The organism is Mesorhizobium liriopis, assembly GCF_024053505.1.
Taxonomy (GTDB): Bacteria; Pseudomonadota; Alphaproteobacteria; order Rhizobiales; family Rhizobiaceae; genus Mesorhizobium_B; species Mesorhizobium_B liriopis.
Genome location: NZ_JAMXQS010000001.1, coordinates 193,207 through 212,683 on the forward strand (window position 1 = coordinate 193,207; position 19,477 = coordinate 212,683).

The 19,477-nt window shown below is 63.6% G+C and carries 21 protein-coding genes and 1 tRNA gene; 4 read left to right on the plus strand and 18 right to left on the minus strand.

Going from position 1 to position 19,477, the window contains the following annotated elements:
• Nucleotides 1–14 precede the first annotated feature (14 nt).
• Nucleotides 15–938: a DMT family transporter gene (locus tag NGM99_RS00945; protein ID WP_252815173.1), complete on the plus strand. Its 924-nt coding sequence runs from the start codon at nt 15–17 to the stop codon at nt 936–938.
• Nucleotides 939–944: 6 nt separating this feature from the next.
• On the opposite strand, the gene NGM99_RS00950 is transcribed toward NGM99_RS00945, so the two are convergent.
• Nucleotides 945–1,289, minus strand: a complete 345-nt coding sequence (locus NGM99_RS00950; protein ID WP_252815174.1) for a hypothetical protein — start codon at nt 1,287–1,289, stop codon at nt 945–947.
• Nucleotides 1,290–1,428: 139 nt separating this feature from the next.
• Between NGM99_RS00950 and NGM99_RS00955 the strand changes: the two genes are divergently transcribed.
• Nucleotides 1,429–1,788: a hypothetical protein gene (locus tag NGM99_RS00955; RefSeq protein WP_252815175.1), complete on the plus strand. Its 360-nt coding sequence runs from the start codon at nt 1,429–1,431 to the stop codon at nt 1,786–1,788.
• A gap of 239 nt (nt 1,789–2,027) precedes the next feature.
• On the plus strand, nt 2,028–2,732 hold the full coding sequence (locus NGM99_RS00960; RefSeq protein ID WP_252815176.1) for an SH3 domain-containing protein: 705 nt from the start codon (nt 2,028–2,030) through the stop codon (nt 2,730–2,732).
• Nucleotides 2,733–2,799: 67 nt separating this feature from the next.
• On the opposite strand, the gene NGM99_RS00965 is transcribed toward NGM99_RS00960, so the two are convergent.
• A complete protein-coding gene (locus NGM99_RS00965; protein ID WP_252815177.1) occupies nt 2,800–3,012 on the minus strand; it encodes a hypothetical protein in 213 nt (70 codons plus the stop codon).
• 157 nt (nt 3,013–3,169) lie between these two features.
• Nucleotides 3,170–3,490 (minus strand): DMT family transporter, encoded by a 321-nt coding sequence (locus NGM99_RS00970; protein WP_252815178.1) that lies wholly within the window; start codon nt 3,488–3,490, stop codon nt 3,170–3,172.
• 220 nt (nt 3,491–3,710) lie between these two features.
• On the opposite strand from NGM99_RS00970, the gene NGM99_RS00975 reads away from it, so the two are divergent.
• A complete protein-coding gene (locus NGM99_RS00975) occupies nt 3,711–4,340 on the plus strand; it encodes a methyltransferase family protein (RefSeq protein ID WP_252815179.1) in 630 nt (209 codons plus the stop codon).
• A gap of 18 nt (nt 4,341–4,358) precedes the next feature.
• On the opposite strand, the gene NGM99_RS00980 is transcribed toward NGM99_RS00975, so the two are convergent.
• The 15 genes from NGM99_RS00980 to NGM99_RS01050 all read right to left on the minus strand — a co-directional run bounded on the left by NGM99_RS00980 (nt 4,359) and on the right by NGM99_RS01050 (nt 19,420).
• Nucleotides 4,359–5,621 carry an NAD(P)/FAD-dependent oxidoreductase gene (locus tag NGM99_RS00980; RefSeq protein WP_252815180.1) on the minus strand — a complete coding sequence of 421 codons (1,263 nt, stop codon included), beginning with the start codon at nt 5,619–5,621 and terminating at the stop codon, nt 4,359–4,361.
• A 250-nt stretch (nt 5,622–5,871) separates the two neighbouring features.
• A complete protein-coding gene (locus NGM99_RS00985; RefSeq protein ID WP_252815181.1) occupies nt 5,872–6,249 on the minus strand; it encodes a hypothetical protein in 378 nt (125 codons plus the stop codon).
• Between the two features lie 86 nt (nt 6,250–6,335).
• Nucleotides 6,336–6,411 (minus strand) — tRNA-Phe (locus tag NGM99_RS00990).
• A 123-nt stretch (nt 6,412–6,534) separates the two neighbouring features.
• Nucleotides 6,535–6,738, minus strand: coding sequence for a DNA gyrase inhibitor YacG (gene yacG, locus NGM99_RS00995; protein WP_252815182.1), 204 nt, complete (start codon nt 6,736–6,738; stop codon nt 6,535–6,537).
• Nucleotides 6,735–7,361 carry a Maf-like protein gene (locus tag NGM99_RS01000; RefSeq protein WP_252815183.1) on the minus strand — a complete coding sequence of 209 codons (627 nt, stop codon included), beginning with the start codon at nt 7,359–7,361 and terminating at the stop codon, nt 6,735–6,737. Before NGM99_RS01000 ends, yacG begins: the two co-directional genes overlap by 4 nt.
• 39 nt (nt 7,362–7,400) lie before the next feature.
• The gene (gene infA, locus NGM99_RS01005) at nt 7,401–7,619 is read right to left on the minus strand and encodes a translation initiation factor IF-1 (protein ID WP_252815184.1); all 219 of its coding nucleotides are present in this window, start codon (nt 7,617–7,619) and stop codon (nt 7,401–7,403) included.
• A gap of 134 nt (nt 7,620–7,753) precedes the next feature.
• A complete protein-coding gene (locus NGM99_RS01010; RefSeq protein WP_252815805.1) occupies nt 7,754–8,167 on the minus strand; it encodes an arsenate-mycothiol transferase ArsC in 414 nt (137 codons plus the stop codon).
• A 50-nt stretch (nt 8,168–8,217) separates the two neighbouring features.
• Nucleotides 8,218–8,703: a UPF0262 family protein gene (locus NGM99_RS01015; RefSeq protein WP_252815185.1), complete on the minus strand. Its 486-nt coding sequence runs from the start codon at nt 8,701–8,703 to the stop codon at nt 8,218–8,220.
• Nucleotides 8,704–8,727: 24 nt separating this feature from the next.
• On the minus strand, nt 8,728–10,020 hold the full coding sequence (gene hisD, locus NGM99_RS01020; RefSeq protein ID WP_252815186.1) for a histidinol dehydrogenase: 1,293 nt from the start codon (nt 10,018–10,020) through the stop codon (nt 8,728–8,730).
• Between the two features lie 7 nt (nt 10,021–10,027).
• Entirely contained in the window at nt 10,028–10,465 is a 438-nt protein-coding gene (locus NGM99_RS01025; RefSeq protein WP_252815187.1) for a DUF2948 family protein, read from the minus strand.
• Between the two features lie 123 nt (nt 10,466–10,588).
• A complete protein-coding gene (murA, locus tag NGM99_RS01030) occupies nt 10,589–11,878 on the minus strand; it encodes a UDP-N-acetylglucosamine 1-carboxyvinyltransferase (protein WP_252815188.1) in 1,290 nt (429 codons plus the stop codon).
• 482 nt (nt 11,879–12,360) lie between these two features.
• A complete protein-coding gene (gene drmB / locus NGM99_RS01035) occupies nt 12,361–14,217 on the minus strand; it encodes a DUF1998 domain-containing protein (protein WP_252815189.1) in 1,857 nt (618 codons plus the stop codon).
• Nucleotides 14,214–17,792, minus strand: a complete 3,579-nt coding sequence (drmA, locus tag NGM99_RS01040; RefSeq protein WP_252815190.1) for a DISARM system helicase DrmA — start codon at nt 17,790–17,792, stop codon at nt 14,214–14,216. The genes drmB and drmA overlap by 4 nt, the downstream gene beginning before the upstream one ends.
• Nucleotides 17,789–18,307, minus strand: a complete 519-nt coding sequence (locus tag NGM99_RS01045; protein ID WP_252815191.1) for a hypothetical protein — start codon at nt 18,305–18,307, stop codon at nt 17,789–17,791. The genes drmA and NGM99_RS01045 overlap by 4 nt, the downstream gene beginning before the upstream one ends.
• A 6-nt stretch (nt 18,308–18,313) precedes the next feature.
• Nucleotides 18,314–19,420 (minus strand): XRE family transcriptional regulator, encoded by a 1,107-nt coding sequence (locus NGM99_RS01050; protein ID WP_252815192.1) that lies wholly within the window; start codon nt 19,418–19,420, stop codon nt 18,314–18,316.
• Between the last annotated feature and the right edge of the window lie 57 nt (nt 19,421–19,477).

A 19,477-nucleotide genomic window follows, 5' to 3' on the forward strand; every position in this document is an offset into this window, starting at 1 on the left:
CGGGAGGAAAAGGCTTGCAGGATCAGACGACAACCGAAGACAAAACGCGCCTGCGCAAGGGCATTCTCCTGTCGCTGTTCGCCATCTTCGTTTTCGCGACACAGGACACGGCCACCAAGCTGCTGGTAGCCGACCATTCCCCGTTTCAGATCACCATGATGCGCTTCTGGGCCTTTGCCGCGATGGCGCTTGTGATCGTGGTGCGAAGCGGCGGGGCGCGGGCGGCTTTCGCGTCCAAATATCCTGGGCTTCAGATCCTGCGGCCCATCCTGCTCGTTCTCGATATCTGGTGTTTCGCCTTTGCCACGGGCTTCCTGCCGCTGGCCGAGCTTCAGGCCATCACGCTCGTTTATCCGCTGGTGGTGACGCTTGCGGCGATCCCGATCCTGGGCGAGCGCGTCGGCATCTTTCGCTTTTCGGCGGTGTTCGTGGGCTTTTGCGGCGCACTTCTGATCGTGCGCCCTGGCGGGCTTCCCTTGGGCGTCGGCGTGGCTTGCGCGATGGCTTCGGCGGTCTCTTTCGCGATTTATATCGTCATCACCCGCAAGGTATCGGCAACGGACTCGTCCGCCACCAGCATGGCCTATGTCGGAGCTATCGGCTTTCTGATGACCACGGCCGTCGGCATTTTTTTCTGGCGCACGCCGGATACGACATCACTCATGCTTCTGCTCTACATCATGGCAACCAGCTGCGTGGCCCACGGCTTGCTCGTGGTGGCGCTCGGCATGGCGCCGGCCAGCCTGCTCCAGCCCTTCAACTACACTGCGCTGCCCTGGGGCATCCTGTTCGGATACATCGTCTTCGGCCAGATGATCGACCCGATCGGCCTTATGGGCGCGGTCGTCATTGTCGGCGCGGGCATCACCGTCATGCTGCGCGAGCGCGTGAAGCGGGTGCCTGTCGCACCCGACCCCACGCTGCCCGGCAAGCAGTAGCGGCTTCTACTCCGCCGGGGTTGCGTCTGGGATCGAGCCAGTCGTCTCGATGCCCATCTCGTCGCACTCGATGCGCTTGTCCTCGAGTGCCTGGCTGTTGGCGCCGATCGGCCGCCCCGCTTCGTCCCGAACCTTGGCGACCGTCTCGTTCAGCTCGAGACACTGCTGTTCGAGCTTGTCCGTCGAAGCGCTGTCGTAAAGCACCTGATGCAGCTGCAGCTGCCAGTACGCGAAAGGCAGCGCCAGCACTGCGGCGAGCAGAAGCGCGAGCCTGAGCGCCATCCGCTTCGATGCCTTCCGTTCGCGCCGCCGCGCCAGCGCATTCTTCAACGCCATCGACCGCAAAGCCACCACTCGTCTCCGTCCGAAATCCAACTCGAAAATCCGAGTGGTAAGCCTATGGAAGCCGCCTTTCGCCAAGCTGGCGTGGTGGCATTCGGGAACCGGAAAGCGCGTCACGAATTATTGTGCGCACATTGGAGACTGTCTGATGACCAGGTTTTTTTCCCGATCGCTTGCTGCGGTAGCCGTCTTGGCCGGCACCGAAATGCTTGTTCCCGCCGCCGCTCAGGCACAGAGCATCCAGCTCGACCTCAACAGCCCACGGCCCGGCGTCCGCCTCGTGGATCCGGATGCACCGCCCCCCGGCCGCCGCATCCGCAGCGATGAAGACTACGGCAATCGCGGCTGCTCCGCCGATGACGCGCTCGACAAGGCCGACCGTATGGGCATCCGCCGCGCCCGCGTGGTGTCCGAGCGCCGCCGCTCGATCGACGTCGCGGGCCGCCGCGATGGCGAGCGCGTGGTCGTGACCTTCGCGCGCGACCGTCGCTGCTCGATCATCGACTAAGCTGGCATCGACTAAGCCGGCATCGACCACACGGGCATCGACTGAAGGCCGGTTCGAGCACCAGCTCCATGCGTTCATGCCCTGCGCCGGTTCACGCCGGACAGGGCATTTTCGTAAGCGGAGTTCAGCGCCCCGAACATGAATGAAACCTCTGGGCGCCGTTCATCCCCGGCTCATGCGCATTGCCTTAACCCGTGTTCCACGCGGTCGAAAAGAAACTCGAACGCAGGGAGAGTGAAATGAGAAACAAGCTTCTGGGTGCCGCAGCCCTTCTTGCCGCTGCCCTCGTCCCCGGCATCGCCTCGGCGGCCGGCACGGCGATTGCCACCGGCAACGTCAATCTGCGCGCTGGCCCGTCCACCGGCTACCCGGCCGTCAACGTGGTGCCGCGCGGCGAGGACGTGCGCGTTCACGGCTGCCTCAGCAATCGCTCATGGTGCGACGTGTCCTTCTACGGGCAGCGCGGCTGGATGTCGTCGAACTACATCGCCTTCGTGAATGGCGGCCGCCGCTATGTCGGTGCACCGGCGATCCGGTATATCGAAGCGCCGACCATTACCTTCACGGTCGGCGATTATTGGGAGCGCAACTACCGCAACCGCGACTTCTACCGCGACCGCGCCCGCTGGGCCGCCCGCCGCGACCTCTACGATGGCCCGCGCTATCGTGAGGACCGCCCCATCTATCGCGAGGAAGGCCCGCGTTACCGGGACCGCGACCGCGACCGTTCGGGCTATCGCGACCTGAGCGACAATGGTGACCGGTCCGGCTATCGCACCGTCGATGAGCGCCGTCTCGATCGTCGCGACGATCCGGACTGGGTCGAGCGTGCGCCGCCGCGCTACCGGCCGGCCCCGCCGCCCCCGCCGGTGGATGAAGGTCCGTACGGCTTCGACGATGACAATAACGGCTTCCCGCCGCCGCCGCCGTCCGGCGCATATTGAGACCCTGAAATGAAAAGGGCTGGTTTCAGGATCGAAACCAGCCCTTTTTCTCGATGATGGACACCGCTCAGGAACCGTCCGAGCGGCGCTTTCGCAACCGCTCCGCTTCGCGCATGCGGTTGTCGTAGATACGGTTCAGGATCTCACAGGCGGCTTCCGCCTCCACCTTGCTCATGCCGGCCAGCAGCATGTCGCCGAAGAAGGTCGGCTCGCCTGTTTCATTGTCCCACACCGACCATTGGTCGACCGGATCCAGCACCAGCGTGAAACGGGAAGCCATGGGGAACGCCTCTCAAACTCAGAGAGCCGATACCTGCCACAGCCTGCTCAGTGCCCCGTTAAGTCATTCGTCGGCATTTGACCGAACGCGGGTTTTCCTACCGGACATCGCGAGCGGGCGAACTGACATTCAGCAAGGGCCGCCTGAGCCGCCATTCTCAGCCCGGCGAGGAAAACTTCATCAAGAGAAGCCCCGACACGATCAGCACGGCCGCCAGCACGCGCGCCACGCTCAGCGTCTCGCCCAGAACCACGATCCCCACCACGAATGCGCCCACCGCACCGATGCCCGTCCAGATCGTGTATGCCGTGCCGAGCGGCAGGCTGCGCATGGCAAACGACAGCAGCGCGAAGCTGCCGATCATGGTGACCAGGGTGACGACTGTCGGAACCGGCTTCGAAAAGCCGTCCGAAAGCTTCATGCTGAATGCCCAGACCACTTCCAGCAGTCCGGCAACGAAGAGTGCGATCCAGGCCATTCCGGCCTCCTTCGGTTGATCGGGTCGTCCCGAAGGTTTGGTGCCCATTGATGGGTGAGGCCGTCCTCGGTTGGAGACATAGAACGTCGCCGCTTGCGTTTGAAGGGCTGAAAGCTCGCACCCAAGCCGAGCGATCCTGTTAGGCTCTCGATCACATCACCCTGTCATAATTTCTTTCAAATCCATCGGCATGAGAGTGGAGCAATTCAGAGCCTGTTCCATGCGTCACCCCTCCATTCCGCTGAGAACCCTTGCGGCACCCGAGCCTGCCTATCGCAGGCTGCCGGTGCTGTTCCTGCCGTTCTGGATCATGGCGCTGCTGTTCACCCGCTCTCAGGGCGCGGGCAGCGAGCTCTATGAGGGCGTCGAGCTTCTGGGGTTCGCGCTGATCTTCGCCGGCGCGCTCGGCCGCCTGTGGTGCCGGCTCTACTCGGTGGGTGAGGATGCCGATGCGCTTCCGCGACACGGCCCATATTCCTTGAGCCGCAACCCGCTTTATTTCTTCTCGCTGATGGTGATCGTCGGCATTTGCCTGGGCATGGAAAACGGCTTCGTGGCGGTGATCAGCGCCATTGCCGCCCTGGCCTATTTCGCTTTCGTTCTCCCCATCGAGGAGGGGGCGAAGCTCTATCGGTTCCGCGACGCCTTTCTGTTCTATTCGGCGCGCGTGCCGCGTCTGTTTCCGCGTTTCGCCTTTCCCCGCACCCGACAATTGGTTCGGGTCGATCTGCGCAAGCTTTCGCTGGCCATTCTCGACGTGGCGATCCTTCTCTCGGCGGTCGTCTTCATCGAAGGACTGGAGATGGTGGAAAGCGTGCATCTCCTGCCGCATATCCCGGTGCCGTTCTGAGCGGCGACGCCGGCCCATTCATTCCGGTTTGAGCGTTTCTTTCTGCGTGATCAGCCGCGCGCTGTGCTGGCCGCGCAGGTAAGCCCAGAGCCAGCTGATCGCGACGGTCAGCCGGCTCCGCGCGCCGATCAGAAAGTAGATGTGGGCGATGCCCCATAGCCACCACGCGATCCGGCCTTTCAGCTGAATGCGTCCCCAGTCGATCACCGCCGCATTGGGACCGACCGTCGCCAGATTCCCCGAGTGGCGATAGCGGAACGGTTCGTGGCTCGTCTTGCCGTTGAGCCTGTCCCGGATCACATGCGCCGCGTAAGCGCCTTCCTGCTTGGCGGCCGGTGCGATGCCCGGCACCGTCTTCCCCTCGATCTCGACATGCGCCGTGTCGCCGAGCGCAAAGATCTCGGGATGGCCCGGCACCGTCAGGTCGGGGTTCACCATCACGCGCCCCGCGCGATCGGCCGGTGCGCCCACCCATTCGGCCGCGCGCGAGGCCTGCACGCCCGCCGCCCAGACCACCGTGCGGCAGGCGATGAACTCCCTTCCGATCCGGATGCCGTCCTCCGTGCATTCCGTCACCGGCTCACCGGTCCGAACCTCGACGCCGAGCTTGGTCAGCGCACGCGCGGCATAGTCCGACAGCTTCGGCGCGAAGGCTGCCAGCACGCGCGGGCCCGCCTCCACCAGAAGCACGCGCGCTTCGCGCGTGTCGATCCGCCGAAACTCGCCCGGCAAGGTTTCCTGCGCCAAGGTCGCGATGATGCCGGCCAGTTCCACACCCGTCGGCCCCGCGCCGATGATCGAAAACGTCATCAACGCTCGGCGCTTCTCAGGGTCGGTCTCGAGTTCCGCGCGTTCGAAGGCGAGCAGCAGGCGGCGACGGATGGTGGTCGCATCCTCGAGCGTCTTCAGCCCCGGCGCATCCCTTTCCCATTCGTCGTGCCCGAAATAGGCGTGCCGCGCGCCGGTCGCGAGAACCAGCGTATCGTATGGAATGGTCTCCCCGGTGCGCAAGCGAACCGTGCGCTCGGCCGTGTCGACCCCATCCACGGTGCTGAGCAGCGTCAGCACATCCTTGCGGTCGTGAAACAGCGAGCGGATCGGCCATGCGATGTCGGATGTCGCCAGAAGCGTCGTCGCGACCTGATAAAGCAGCGGCTGGAACAGGTGGTGGTTGCGCTGGTCGATCAGCGTGATCGCCGCGCCCGCGCCCTTCAGGTCGAGGATCAGCTGTATCCCCGCGAACCCCGCGCCGACCACCACGACTTTGTGCTTGTTGGCCATGTCCAACCTCTTTCCAGGCTGGCTGGGAACAGGGAAACGGCCCCGCCCGATTGCTCGCCTTCGTCGCTTCGCCGCTCCTCCCTATGGGATGCAAGCTAGGCATGAGCGCGCGAGGTTCAACCACCATCCGCGCATGGGAGCCGCGCGATCAGCCAATCCGGCCATGGACCGCAATGAGGGGCCGTGCCGACATCTCAGCCATCCAGCGGGGCCGGAAGTCAAACCGGTGTCGAACCCGGCCTCAAACCCTTCAGAACGGCCGTGCCGCGCACCCATCCACCAGCGGCGCCGTCTCGGCCTGTATCTGCGCGGCAGAGGCAAGGCGCCCGACCGGATAGGTGGTGATTGTCGTGGTATCCGGCGGCGATTCCGTGAAGACCACGCGGGACTCCCGCTCCGTCTTCGCTTCCAAGGTCAGCGTCACGGTTTCCCGCACGACATTGACGCGCGATTTCGGGTTGTAGCGCGTGAACTCGCTGCTCTTGACCGCATCGGGATGCGCGCGTTCGAAGCAGCGCACCATGTCGCGATAGAACCGGTTGACCGTCTTGCTCGACGCCGGCGCCTTGGAAGCCGTGGCGCAGCCGGCGAGGGCAAGGCCCAGGGCGGCGGTGAAACAGGCAGTCAAGAACGCTCGCACCAAGGCCGATCCTCCGTCCACTCGGGACACCAAGATTGAAGCAGCAGCCAAGGAAATCAATGGGCAAGAAACAGTGGTGCCCAGGGGCGGAATCGAACCACCGACACTGCGATTTTCAGTCGCATGCTCTACCAACTGAGCTACCTGGGCACTCCGGCCGGAGCGCTTGTTTGAGCAAGCTGTCCGGCGAAAGCCGGCGGGTTATAACATGGGCGAAGCGGGTGTCCAGCGCCCTTGAGAGGCAAAATTCGCTTTTCTTGCGCGGTCCGGAAATTAATCCGGCTTACGCTGCGTCGGCTCTTCGTCTTCCTCGTCGACATCGCCCGGAATGACATAGGCGCCCGAAAGCCAGCGGTTCAGATCGACGTCCTTGCAGCGTGACGAGCAGAACGGATAGAACTCGCGCGACGAAGGCTTGCCGCATTCGGGGCAGGGGCGCTTGGGGCGCAAAGGCGTGATCTTGGCCGCGTCGCTCATGCCAGCGCGCTCCAGCCCTTGCGCACCTCATAGCCCTCGCCGCCGAGCAGTTGCACCGTCTCGGTGAGCGGCAGGCCGACGACATTGGTGTAGGAACCGATGAGCTTCACCACGAAGCTTCCCGCCAATCCCTGGATCGCATAGCCGCCCGCCTTGCCGCGCCATTCGCCGGTCGCGATGAAGCCTTCCATCTCGGCGCGCGACAGGCGCTTGAAGCGCACGCGCGTCTCGACCAGCTTCTGGCGCACCTTGCCGCTTGGCGTGATCAAGCAGACGCCCGAATAAACGCGGTGCGTGCGGCCCGAAAGCAGGCCGAGGCAGGTCATCGCTTCTTCGGAATAATCGGTCTTGGGCAGGATGCGGCGTCCGACCGAGACCACCGTATCGGCGCCAAGAACGAAGGGATGCTCGAAGCCCTTTTCGGTGCGGATGGCTTCTGCGGCCTTCTCGGCCTTGGCGCGCGACAGGCGCTTGGCGAGCGAGCGCGGATGCTCCGCGCGCTCGGGCGTCTCGTCGAGATCGGCGGGCAGCAGACGGTCAGGCGCAATGCCGGCCTGCGCCAGCAGCTCGATGCGGCGCGGCGATCCGGAAGCCAGAACCAGAGGGTAGGGGGGTGTGGTCATGGTCTTGAAGCGGGCCTTGGAAGGAAAGTCGCGGCCCGCCTACTTGAAGCGGTAGGTGATCCGGCCCTTGGTCAGGTCGTAGGGTGTCATCTCGACCAGCACCTTGTCGCCCGTCAGCACGCGGATGCGGTTCTTGCGCATGCGGCCGGCCGTATGGGCCACGATCTCGTGCTCGTTCTCGAGCTTGACGCGGAACATGGCGTTGGGCAGCAGTTCGACCACGGTGCCCGGAAATTCGAGGACTTCTTCTTTCGGCATTCTCTTCCTTCAACTTGGGAAACGGCGAAAAGGGCTCCGGAGCGCGAGGGCTCCGGCTCCCGGAATGGCGCGTTCCCTATAGGCCCGTTTTCGCGGCTTGAATAGCGCTTAGGCGCCTTTTGCTCGTCTTGTCCTTATGTAAGGTCTCGCGCCTGTTTCACCAGGCGTTCCCGGATGTTGCTCGCCAACCGTTCGCGCATGTCGCGATAAGCCTCCAGGATCTGTTCGCGCGTGCCCTGAATCACCGTGGGATCGGTGGTGGGCCAGTATTCCACCTGCACCGCCATCGAGCGCGTCAGTTCAAGTGCCGCATGATGTGCTTCAGGCGCCAGTGTCACGATCAGGTCGAAATAGCTGTCTTCCAGTTCCCCCAGCGAATGCGGCTGATGGTCGGGCAGGGCGAGGCCCACTTCCGCGAGTGTCGCATCCACGAACGGATCGTGCTCGCCCCGCCGCACACCGGCTGAGGCCACGAACACGTCCGAAGGCAGCATCGAGCGTGCGAGCGCTTCCGCCGTGGGTGAGCGCACCGAGTTCATGCGGCACATGAACAAGACCGAGCGCGGCCCCTTTTCGGGGGCCGCCTCGCCGGGAAGCCTCAGCTCTTCCAATGCAGCACACAGATCAGCGTAAACAGCCGTCGCGCGGTCGCGAAATCGAGCAGGATCTTGCCGTCCAGCCGGTCGCGCAACGCCTGCGCCCCTTCATCGTGCAAGCCCCGCCGGCCCATGTCGATCGCCTCGATCTTGGCGGGCGAGGCCAGCCGGATCGCCTCGTAATAGCTTTCGCAGATGAAGCGGTAATCCTTCACGATCTTGCGCAAGGGCGACAGCGACAGAATATGCGTCGCCACGTCCTCGCCGGTCTCGCGCCTGATATCGAAGCTCAGCCGATGCTCGACCAGCGAAAGCTTCAAGGCATAGGGCCCGTCACCCGTATCGCCCACGGGCGCGAAGCTGTTCTCCTCGATCAGGTCGAAGATAGCGACAGCCCGCTCATGCTCCACATCCGGCGTCGAGCGCCCGAAGCCCGCGTCGAGCGTGATGTCGATCAGCTTGCGTGCGCCGTTCGCCTTTGCGTTCATGCCTCGCCCGAGTTCGTGCCTCGTTCAGAGATTGAGTCTGACGGCCACCGACCGCGCATGCGCCTCGAGCCCTTCCGCCTTCGCCAGCACCATCGCCGGCCCGGCCAGTGCGCGCAAGCTCTTGGCATCGAGCCGCAACAAGCTCGTCCGCTTCATGAACTCCAGGACCGACAGGCCCGACGAGAACCGCGCCGAGCGTGCCGTCGGCAGCACATGGTTCGAGCCCGCCACATAATCCCCGATCGCTTCCGGCGTATGCCGCCCGAGGAAAACCGCGCCTGCATTGCGCAGGCCGGCAAGCACTGCCTCCGGGTCTTCCACTGCCAGTTCAACATGCTCGGCCGCGAGCCGGTCCGCCAGCGGCAGTGCGTCCGCCAACCGATCGACCACGATCACCGCCCCGAAATCCCGCCAGCTCGCGCCCGCGATCCCGGCGCGCGGCAGAAGCGTCAATTGCCGCTCCACCGCTCCTTCCACCGCATCCGCGAGCCCGGCATCGTCCGTGATCAGGATCGACTGCGCCGCCGTGTCGTGCTCGGCCTGCGCCAGAAGATCGGCCGCGAGCCAGTCCGGATCGTTGTCCTTGTCCGCGATCACCAGAACTTCAGAAGGCCCCGCCACGGCATCGATGCCGACCACGCCGAACACCTGCCGCTTGGCCGCCGCGACATAGGCGTTGCCGGGCCCGACGATCTTCGCGACCGGCTTCACCGTCTCGGTGCCGTAAGCGAGCGCGGCAATCGCCTGCGCCCCGCCCAAGCGATAGATCTCGTGCACTCCGCCAAGCCGTGCGGCCACCAGCACCAGTGGGTTGAGCACGCCATCGGGTGTCGGCACCACCATCACGATGCGCGGTACGCCCGCCACGGACGCCGGCACCGCATTCATCAGCACCGAGCTCGGATAGCTTGCAGTCCCGCCCGGCACGTAGAGGCCGACGGATTCCACCGCCGTCCAGCGCGAGCCGAGTTCCGCGCCCACCGCGTCGCGATAGCGATCATCCTGCGGCACCTGCCGCGCATGGTGCGAGCGGATGCGCTCCGCCGCGAACCGCAGCGCCTCCACCGCCTCCGTGTCGGCCTGGCCGAACGCCGCCTCGATCTCGCTGTCCGAAACCTTCAGCCCGAGGCTTGCCACATCGACCCGGTCGAATTCCTGCGAAAAGCGCTTGAGCGCCGCGTCGCCCTCGTCGCGCACGGCCTTGATGATCCGCGCGACCGCCGCGTCCACATCCGGCGATACCTCGCGCTTCGCCGCCAGAAGTGCGGCGAACGCCGCTTCGAAGCCGGCGTCCCGGCTATTCAGTCTCACAGCCATATTCTCACTAAGCCCTGTGCACCGGGCGCGATTGCGTTTCCCACGCAGCCCCAAGATCGGCGAGCCGCGCCTCGATGCATTCCGCGTCGAGCCGAATGGCGGCCCCGCCCGAAAACAACAGTTCGACCGTGCCCCCAGGCGCTTCGCCGGGAATGAAGCGGACCGTCAGAAGCGACAGCACCTCGTCCGGCTTCGTCCGGTCGATGCCCGCCGTTCGCACGTTCACCACCCGCGCGAACTGCAGCACGCTGCGCCGCCGCTGGTGCCGCCGCCGAAACCACGAGCCCTCGCGCGCTTCCCACGCGAAGCGGTTCAGCGCCACCGCGAATTCCTTTCGCACGCCGGAATAGTCGATATCGGCCACGCGCAGCACCGCATCCTGCAGATGCGCCGCGATCACCTGAAGGTCCTGCGCATCGAGCGCGGCAAGCTTGAGCGGCGTCATGCCAGATCCACCCTGAACAACAAGATCATGGCTTCGCAGGTAAACGGCTCGCCGCGAAAGGCAAGGCCGCAGGTGCTGGGCACCCACGGCCTTTTCATGTTGAGCTCGTGAATGAGAGGGCTCTTAACCGGAAATCCGCTCCACCACCGCGCCACACGCGCCGAGCTTCTCTTCCAGCCGCTCGAAGCCGCGGTCGAGGTGATAGACGCGGTTCACCACCGTCTCGCCTTCCGCCGCCAGCCCCGCGATCACCAGCGACACGGACGCGCGCAGGTCAGTCGCCATCACCGGCGCGCCCTTGAGCTTCGCGACGCCTTCCACCACGGCCGTCTGTCCGTTGAGCGAGATCTTGGCTCCGAGGCGCGCCAATTCCTGCACATGCATGAAGCGATTCTCGAAGATCGTTTCCGTGATGTGCGAGGTGCCTTTGGCCATGGTCATCAGGCCCATGAACTGCGCCTGCAGATCGGTAGGGAAGCCGGGGAAGGGCTCGGTGGTCACGTCAACGGGCGAGATGCCCGCACCGTTGCGGTAGACCTTGATGCCGTGGTTGAGCGGCGTGATCTCGGTGCCCGTGCCGCGCAGGATATCGAGCGCGTTTTCGAGCAGGTCTGCGCGCGCGCCTTCGAGCACCACTTCGCCGCCCGTCATGGCCACCGCCATCGCGAAGGTGCCCGTCTCGATGCGGTCGGGGATCACCTGCACCCGCGCGCCGTGCAGCGCATCCACACCCTCGATGCGGATCGTCGCCGTGCCCGCGCCCGAAATCTTCGCGCCCATCGCGTTGAGGCAATCGGCGAGGTTCACCACTTCCGGCTCGCGCGCGGCATTTTCCAGCACGGTTTCGCCCTTGGCGAGCGTCGCCGCCATCATCAGCACATGCGTGGCACCCACCGAGACCTTCGGAAACGCATAGCGCGCGCCGACCAGCCCGCCCTTGGCGGAAGCCACCGCATAGCCGCTCTCGATCTCGATATTGGCGCCCAGCGCGCGAAGCCCGTCGATGAAGAGATCGACCGGCCGCGTGCCGATGGCGCAACCGCCCGGCAGCGACACGCGCGCCTCATGGCAGCGGGCGAGCAGCGGTCCGATCACCCAGAAGCTCGCGCGCATCTTGGAAACCAGCTCGTAAGGCGCCGTCGTATCGACGATCGAGCGTGCCGTGAAATGGATCGTCCGCCCATGCCCGCCCTGCTGGCGCTCACGGCGGCCGTTCACGGAGTAATCCACGCCGTGATTGCCCAGGATGCGGATCAGCTGCTCGACATCGGCCAGATGCGGCACATTATCGAGCGTCAGCGTGTCGTCGGTCAGAAGCGACGCGATCATCAGCGGAAGCGCCGCATTCTTCGCCCCCGAGATCGGGATCGTGCCATGAAGCGGATTGCCGCCGACGATTCTGATGCGATCCATCGCTGATCCTGTTTGTCTCTGAACGGGGAAGGGCGCAGCCCAAACCAAAACGCGCCCTTTAGCCTGTCCGGCTTATGATTTGAAGGCAGCAACCCCAAGGCCGCGCTCCCTCGCTTCAGAACGCAAGCCACCGTTCCCCATCTGCCACAGAAAGATGGCGCGGGGCTGGTCGAAGGTTCGATTGTGGAGAATTTGAATGGTGCTGCGAGAGAGGATTGAATTCTATCACTCTCCGCGTGAAGTATGTGTAAGCTATTGTTTTTTCAGCGCAATTGAAATAGGTAAAAGTTCTTATTGCAGCAGTGCAGCGTAGCGATTGCAAGAGCCAAAATGCGGTGACAACCCGCGCTTGGTCTTCTCCTTCATCGAGGCTACTACTTGGGCTGCCTGATGATCGAATTCGGCACAACATTGTTCCCTTCACGCAGCATTGCCGCCGAGTCAGACCGGTGTCTCGGCGACTTCGTTGGAGATAGGAACGCTCATGGAAACATCTCAGCATCGACATTTGCAACAGTTTCGACAAGCAGAGCCCGATCAAGGAACACATTCCTCCTCTCGCAACTTGTTTCCGGCACGAGCAGACATGAGTGGCACGCTGCACCGTGTAGGTGCCGCTCTCCGCCCGCCAGCGAGGGATCATGGTCAGCGCAAACTGGGTCATTGGAGCATAGTCGAAGCCGTTCTAGAGCGCTCTTGATGAGTTCAGGCGTGCGCTCCGCGACCTCGGCGAGACCACCAAGAGTTCCCTGGGCACCCGCACTTGCGGTGAAGATGAGAAGTCCAAAGCGGTCAGGAACGTCTGAACGACTGCTGGCAAGCGCATAGACGCGTTCTTTGAGCGAGCTGAGCGGATAGCCGCATTCGAGAGCGATCTCCTGCATAAGAGCGTGAGAAAGGCTATGCAGTAGCAGGTAAGGCAAACCCGGATTCGCTTGACGCGTCCCTTGCTTCTGATCGTGCCGCAGTAGGCCGCGCTCAAGAAGGTCGCTACGCAGGCGCACTTTTGTGCGGGCAGCCCAGGTTCTGAGTGCAGCAGAGCGCAGCTTGATGAAAATACCTTCGCCGAGTTGTTCCATCGCTGGCAGCCAGTCGGTGAACTCCGCCAGCGGGGCGCCATCAACGGCCAAGCGCACATCCTCGAGCATGGCTTCAGCTATGGTCGGTGAAGGCTCGAGACGAGTGAAGCCGTAGAGGCACATCACGGCCTTGAGGCGATGGACGGCGACGATGCTGTCGATGAAATCCTCATCGTCAATTGTCTTGGGCTTTACGTTCTTAAGATCCGCGAGTGTTTCGGCAAAAAGCGGCTCTCGCGGACCATCACTGCCGATCACCGCCCTCCCGCTTCCTAAGAGATCGAACTCCGCGATCTTAGGATCCTGTGCAGCATCCAGTGTTGCCGCCTCGCGCAGTTGAACAATGCGGGCGTGGACTTCAGCGTCATCGTAACCGGACAGTGCTGCACCAATCTCAGGAACGTTCCTCAACACGCTTACGAAGTGTGGATCGGTTGCTCCTTGTAAGCTCGTCCAATGCCGACGGATGGCGGTGCTCAGCGCATCCTCTTGGGTCGGAAGCGAGATGACGGTGACAGTCTGGGCAAAGTAGGTGTTCGTAGCCGACCGCGACAGAAAGTGAAGCCGCTCGCCGCAGCCTGGTTCGTGCGAGTCAAGCCACGGCCGCCTCCCATGGCACATACCCAGGAAGCCAGGCTTGAACGCATCAGCTAAAGAAACAGATGGACGGCCGCAATCACAGCCGATTCGGATGTTCGCCGGATCGGCACTAGAACCTTCTTCCTCGATCCACATCGGCTCAGCACACTTGTCCCCACGATGGACAAGCCATTTCCAGTCTATGTCCTGCAGGTGCCCTTTCTCGCATGCGCCCACAAATCGGATAGGTGTGACGTCGACTTTCTTCCGGTCCTCAGGCCGCTGAAACTTCTTACGGCCGTTTGCCTCGAGGTCTTCCCACCGCACAAGGCGACGTCGACGAGGGTCTGGAGCACCTGACGCACTCAACCCTTCGCAGGTGAACCATGTCGGAAATACCCGCACCTGAACTCCATCTGGCTCTGCACCGTTGCGCACGTCGCGCGCGATCGGAGGCGTCCGGAACTTCACAGGCTTGGAGGGGTCCCACCGATTGTTCTCGCTCAGCACCTTATGTAGCAGCGCGGCGAGGCGCGGCTCCTCAATGCTCTTGAACGCCGTCTGACGCGCGTCCCAATGATCGAGGCCGGCGACAAGAACAGACCTTGTGGGCAGATCCATCATCGCTCCTGGACCGAACGAGGTCAGGAGCTGGCTCATGCTCTGCGTGATACGGCTCATGGCAAATCTCCCCCATCACCAAGCGCTCGACCCAACGGGTCACAAAGTTTCAACACTACGCCATATTCTACGTCACGCATCGAGCGACCGGCTGAGAACCGCTGATGTTCGTCGGACAGAGTGCGGGAGTCGGGATCCAGCGGATACTGCAGCAGGCGCCGTTGGGCAGATCCGCTGTCATAGGTGAATGCAGCACCCGCTGCGGTTTGGGTGATGGCAACGGCCTCCCAGTCATCGACTAGTTCCTCGGCCCTCCGCACAGCACGGTCGATCGTGGGCTGAAGAATTCCCGCGCATTGCGCACGCTGCCGCAGAAGCGCAGCCAGCTTCGCGCGGATCGAGGCATGCTGGCTAACCTGAGCCACGGCCTCGGAAGGCGACAGGCCAGGCTCAAGGTGACGGCCAACAGCCACGACTAGCGCGGCCAAGGCACGATCCAAAGCGCGCGGTGCGAATGGGGTGACACTAGTCGCCTCCACGGCGCGGTAGAAAGAAGCATGGAAGGTCCGGAAGCTCTCGTAGTGCGTCCGGTCTCGCGGCTTGTGCAAGTTGAGTAGAGTAGCCACCAAGCCTGGCTTGTCGCTCTGGCGTCCGACGCGGCTCGTCGCCTGAATGTATTCGGCTGCGGTCTTCGGTTGCCCCTGCACGACCATTAGGCCCAGCCGGGTGATGTCGAGGCCAACCGAGATCATGTTCGTGGCGAGCGCGACATCCATGCTCTCGTCGTCTAAGAGGCCGGTGGCTGTTCGGACTCTCCGCCCGAGCCGGTCCTTAGCGGTAGCTACATCGTCCGTCGAAACGCGCGAGGTAAGTTCGGTGGGCATGCGGAGAACGCGATTTGCGAAGGGTTGGTCGGCGGGGTTGAGCCGCCTGCGCTCGTCGCCGTAACTTGCAACATGTTCCCGGATTTCGTCCTCAACGATGCGTCGGGCACCGCCGAGCTCCCGAAGTGCATTAAAGTAAGTCAAAACAGTGAGATACGGATCCGCAGCCTCATCCGCGCCGGCTAGGAATTGAGCCTCGGCACCTGACAAGAGGGTCTGCATTGCCCGTAGGAAGAGCAGCTTGGGGCCTCTCCCTTGAGCGGCAAGTCCGATGTAGCGCCGCGCCGGCTCATTCTCAGCCGGGACGGTGCGCGCGAAGAAGCTATCGCGCCGATCGATCCCTGGGGGAGGGAACACGGCCGTCTCTCGTCGGTCGAACAGCGCCCGGATCTGGTTTTCGGCGCGTCGCACCGTAGCAGTTGAGGCGACGATCTTGACCCGCGCGGGCTTATCACGACCGGGACGAGAAGCGAGAACGTCGATAACCGTCTCATACAAGCCGGCCACCGTTCCCAGCGGCCCGGAGATCAGGTGCAACTCATCTTGGATGATTAGGTCGGGAGGGTCTAAGCGATGACCGTTGTCGAGTGGACGTCCTAAGCCGCGTTCCGCTGCGCCATAGAAGCCCTTTGCGGGGTCAAAGCGGTCGACATGGCCAAAGAATGCGCCGCTCTGGCCGATCCAGGGTAGCGCGGCGAACTTGTCCACGGTGGCAATTAGAAAAGCGGGCAGCCGCCGGTAGATCGGCTCATCCACGACGAGCACCGGCAGCGCACGATCCCGAGTGAAGGCGCAGTCCGCGTTTTCGCACTTGATGAGGAGATTGTCGGGCGCGTTCCGGTTGGGATGCATCCGGAAACTCTCGGGTTTGAGAGGCGTTGCGCACCAGGGACAGGTTTTAAGAGGGACTGGCGATTTCTCCTTCTTGGGATCGCGCTGATACCGGGCGAGCCAAGTAGTGGCAGCATTAGGGTCGGTGCTACCGGATCTGGGTCGCAACCTGTTGGGCGACGCGGCACCGCCGACCCACAGGCCAATTTCGATCGGCCATTCGCCGAGCCGGCGCTGCCCTTCCTTGTCTCGTGTGCGGATGAGCTCAAGCGCACAGATCAGGCCGGCCGCGCGCCCAAGCTGGTCGAGGGTCAGAAGGCGCAGCGTATAGCGCATGATGACGCTGACGCCCGCCCCAAGTGGGCCGGGAGCGTGTAACCGCCGGAGCGCGATGCTATAGGCGGCAAGCCCGAGATAAGCCTCCGTCTTGCCGCCGCCCGTTGGAAAGAACAAGAGATCGACGATCTCACGCTCGGGACTATCCCGCTCGGTCAGCCCAACGAGATTGAGCAGAATAAATGCGAGCTGGAACGGCCGCCATGTCGGAGGAGCAATCGCTGCCGGCGCCTTTTTCTGAATGCCAGCTTCGCGCTGCCGCGCGGCCATGGCCATGGCCTCGTTCATGATCGCGAATGCATTACGAGCCGACGCATCCCGATCCAGGAGCGCTATGCCCCCCTCTATGCGCTTGCGCGCAGACTCCATGTTGGCGAGAAGCATCTCCGCGGTCTGTCGGCGACGTGGTGCAAGCGGATTCAGCAGAGCTTGGCTCGCCATCTGCCACTCGCCGTAAAGGCGCGGCAGCTCGCGCAGGACAGATGTTAAAGCTGTGCCTGAGGTGTTTGCCGCCTGCGACAGCGCCTCCATGCGGAACTCGACGCCAGCTATAGCGCTGTTCGGCGCGACCTTCTCCACATCCTGGCAGGGCAGTGGCTCGGTCCACACGCGTGTGACCGGCGAGCATGTCCCGTTCTCGTTGTGGCTCTCCGCCCAACCAGCGGACGTGTTGCGGCCGACAGCGAACTCGCAGACGTCATGGTAGTGGAGATCCCCCAGCCGCAAGTCGAAGTCGCTGGAGTGGTAGGCTGAACGGTCCGTGCGGGGGTGGAAGCCTGCCTCGCATTCGAGCTCCAGTCGAGCCTGAAAGGCATACGCGAGATCAGTGTAGGGTGCGCGAGCGCGAGCGCGGCGATTGACAAGGAACACTGTGACAACGCGTAACCGCTCTTGCCGGCCCTCCGGCGTGGTCTGCGTAAGGAGTCGCTGGTTGACTGCGATTCCGAGCCCGCCGCCTGGCCGCTGCGGTGCAGCGCTTCCGGGCAGTGCCAGACCCTTGTGGTTGCGGGTCACGTCAACAAGAAGTCGTGCATTGCCGGGAAGGCGAACCCAGCGCAGATCCTCCGGCGGCTTCGGCTTCTTCTCGCCCTCTTTCAGTGCCTCGGGTGCGATCAGGGCGTCGGGCAGCGGCGGCTCGGTCTTGTAATCGCCCCATGTCGCATGGACCGCAATTGTCTCCACATCCACTGGCAGCACGACCGTAAGGCCGATGGAGGAAGGCAGGAAGCGATCTCGTGGGGGAGCGTCGCCCCCTTCGTCCTCGTCGGCCGGGAGGGTCAGGTCGCCTCGCCGCGGTGCCCCATCGAGCGTTTCTGTGCCCAGGAGGTCATCAGCGAGGTCCTCGGCTACTTCGTCGTCGTCCTTCTTGGCATGCGCCTCGCCGTCGTATGCGGGCACGATGAAGCCGCTTACATACCAGCGCGACGGCTTCTCGCGGAGAACCTCACGTTCGAGGTCTTGGTCGAGCGACGGATGCGGCCCAATGAGGTCGCGGCGCAGCAGGTCGATGAGGTTTTCGCGAACAATGGCGGCACTCGACCGCGCGGGAGCTGCGGCCTGCACGTTCCCTGGCATCTCGTTCATGCGCGTCCCCTTTCCAGTGCAGCGAGCTCGCTCAGCGTTCGCTCCAGCCAGTCCTTCGTATAGGGCAGCTTCAAGGGCTCCCTTGGGCGGAAGCCCACATCAGTGAACAGACGTTCCAGCGAGATCATGCGATCGCAAAATCCCTGACGGATGCCGATTCGAAGGCTCGCTTTGTCCGGACCGCACAGCACCCAGGGATCGTCCTGCCGACTGAGAATATGAGACCAGAGCAGGCGCTCTCCTGTGTCGAGCGCGCCGATGGTCCCATCCTGAATGGCAGCGGCTGCCACATCCTCTGGTGTGACGCGGTGCTCGGCAGCAAGGCCATCTTTCAGGACGGTGATGTCAATCTGTTGCTCAGGCCGGCGGCGCTGCATGCCCGTCTGGGTTTCGATCACAACGAACTCTACCGTTTCAAGCCGATAGCCACCCGCCAGAGCCCGCCAGCCGTTTACGCGCCAGCTCTCGATAATGGCGTTGGTATCCAGCAGGACGGGGCCGTGATGCTTGGGCATCGGGTCTCACAGCGCATATGGGGCTTCAACCCCGTGAGACGCGCAGATTCCAGCGATATCGTCCACAGCGACATCCATGAGGTCGGCGAGCTTGCGCAGTGAGATCCGCCCCTCGTCCGCCGCTTTGGCGATCACCTCGGCAAAGCCGCGCGAAAACAAGGCCGGCTGCTCCACCCGCTGCGCCGGATGACCGTTGTTGTGGAGAGCCGCGTCGAGAATCCCAAGCGCTCGTGCGCGAGAGATGCGACCCAGTGACACCAGCCGCCATTTCAGCGCAGACGCTGTCACGCCAAGCGCTTCCGCCGTCCGCCTGAGTTCCGCCCCAAGCGCATCGTCCCCCAGTGCTCGCCAGTCGGCGAAGCGGTCCACGACGCGCCCGGGCATCAGGAGCGCGGAGGCGAAATTGTTGGCGAGCTGCTCGACGCGGTTGCCGCCTGTCTCCGCCGCTTCCTCGACGTGCTCGGGCGGCATCGCTTCCCAGGTCAGGATGTGGAACAGCTCGTGCGCGAGGTCGAAATTGCGCCGCCCCGCCACCTCGTTGCGGTTGATCAGCACCACGTCGAGCTCGAGCAGGCGGCAGGCGGCGCCAGACACGCCGGAGATAGGATCCACCATCAGCACGAGGATGCCGAGTTCGCGCTCCATCGCATCGGCCAGACTCGCGGAGGGCACATCGCCTAGGTCGAGCTCGGCTGCGATGCGTTCGCCGGCGGCCATGGCGTCCTCGTAAGTCGAGTGCCGGTTGAGTGGCAGCGTCCAGCGCAGCCAGCGGGCGTCGCGGCCCACCTGGGGGCTAAGCTCACGGAAGGCGGCGATGAACTTGCCTGCCCCCTGCTCGTAAGCTTGCAGGTCGTCGTGTCGGACGCCGGACTGCCGCCAAGAGAACTGCCCCTCGCCCATGAGCCGGAATGGATCGATGAAGAAATCGATTGGCGCCTTCAGCACCTTCATGGCCGTCAGGAGCTCGTCGGCTGACACCCGACGCTCGCCGTTCTCGATGGCCGAGACCGTTTGGCGGTCCTTGAAGCCAAATGCGCGCGCCAACTCGTCCTGAGTGAGCCTCTGCTGCTCGCGAAGGATCTTTATACGGAGTCCGAGGGCGGCGGCGGGCATTTCTTGCATCCTGGCTGATGCTACATAATCTTGCATATCCACAATTGCAAGATTAAT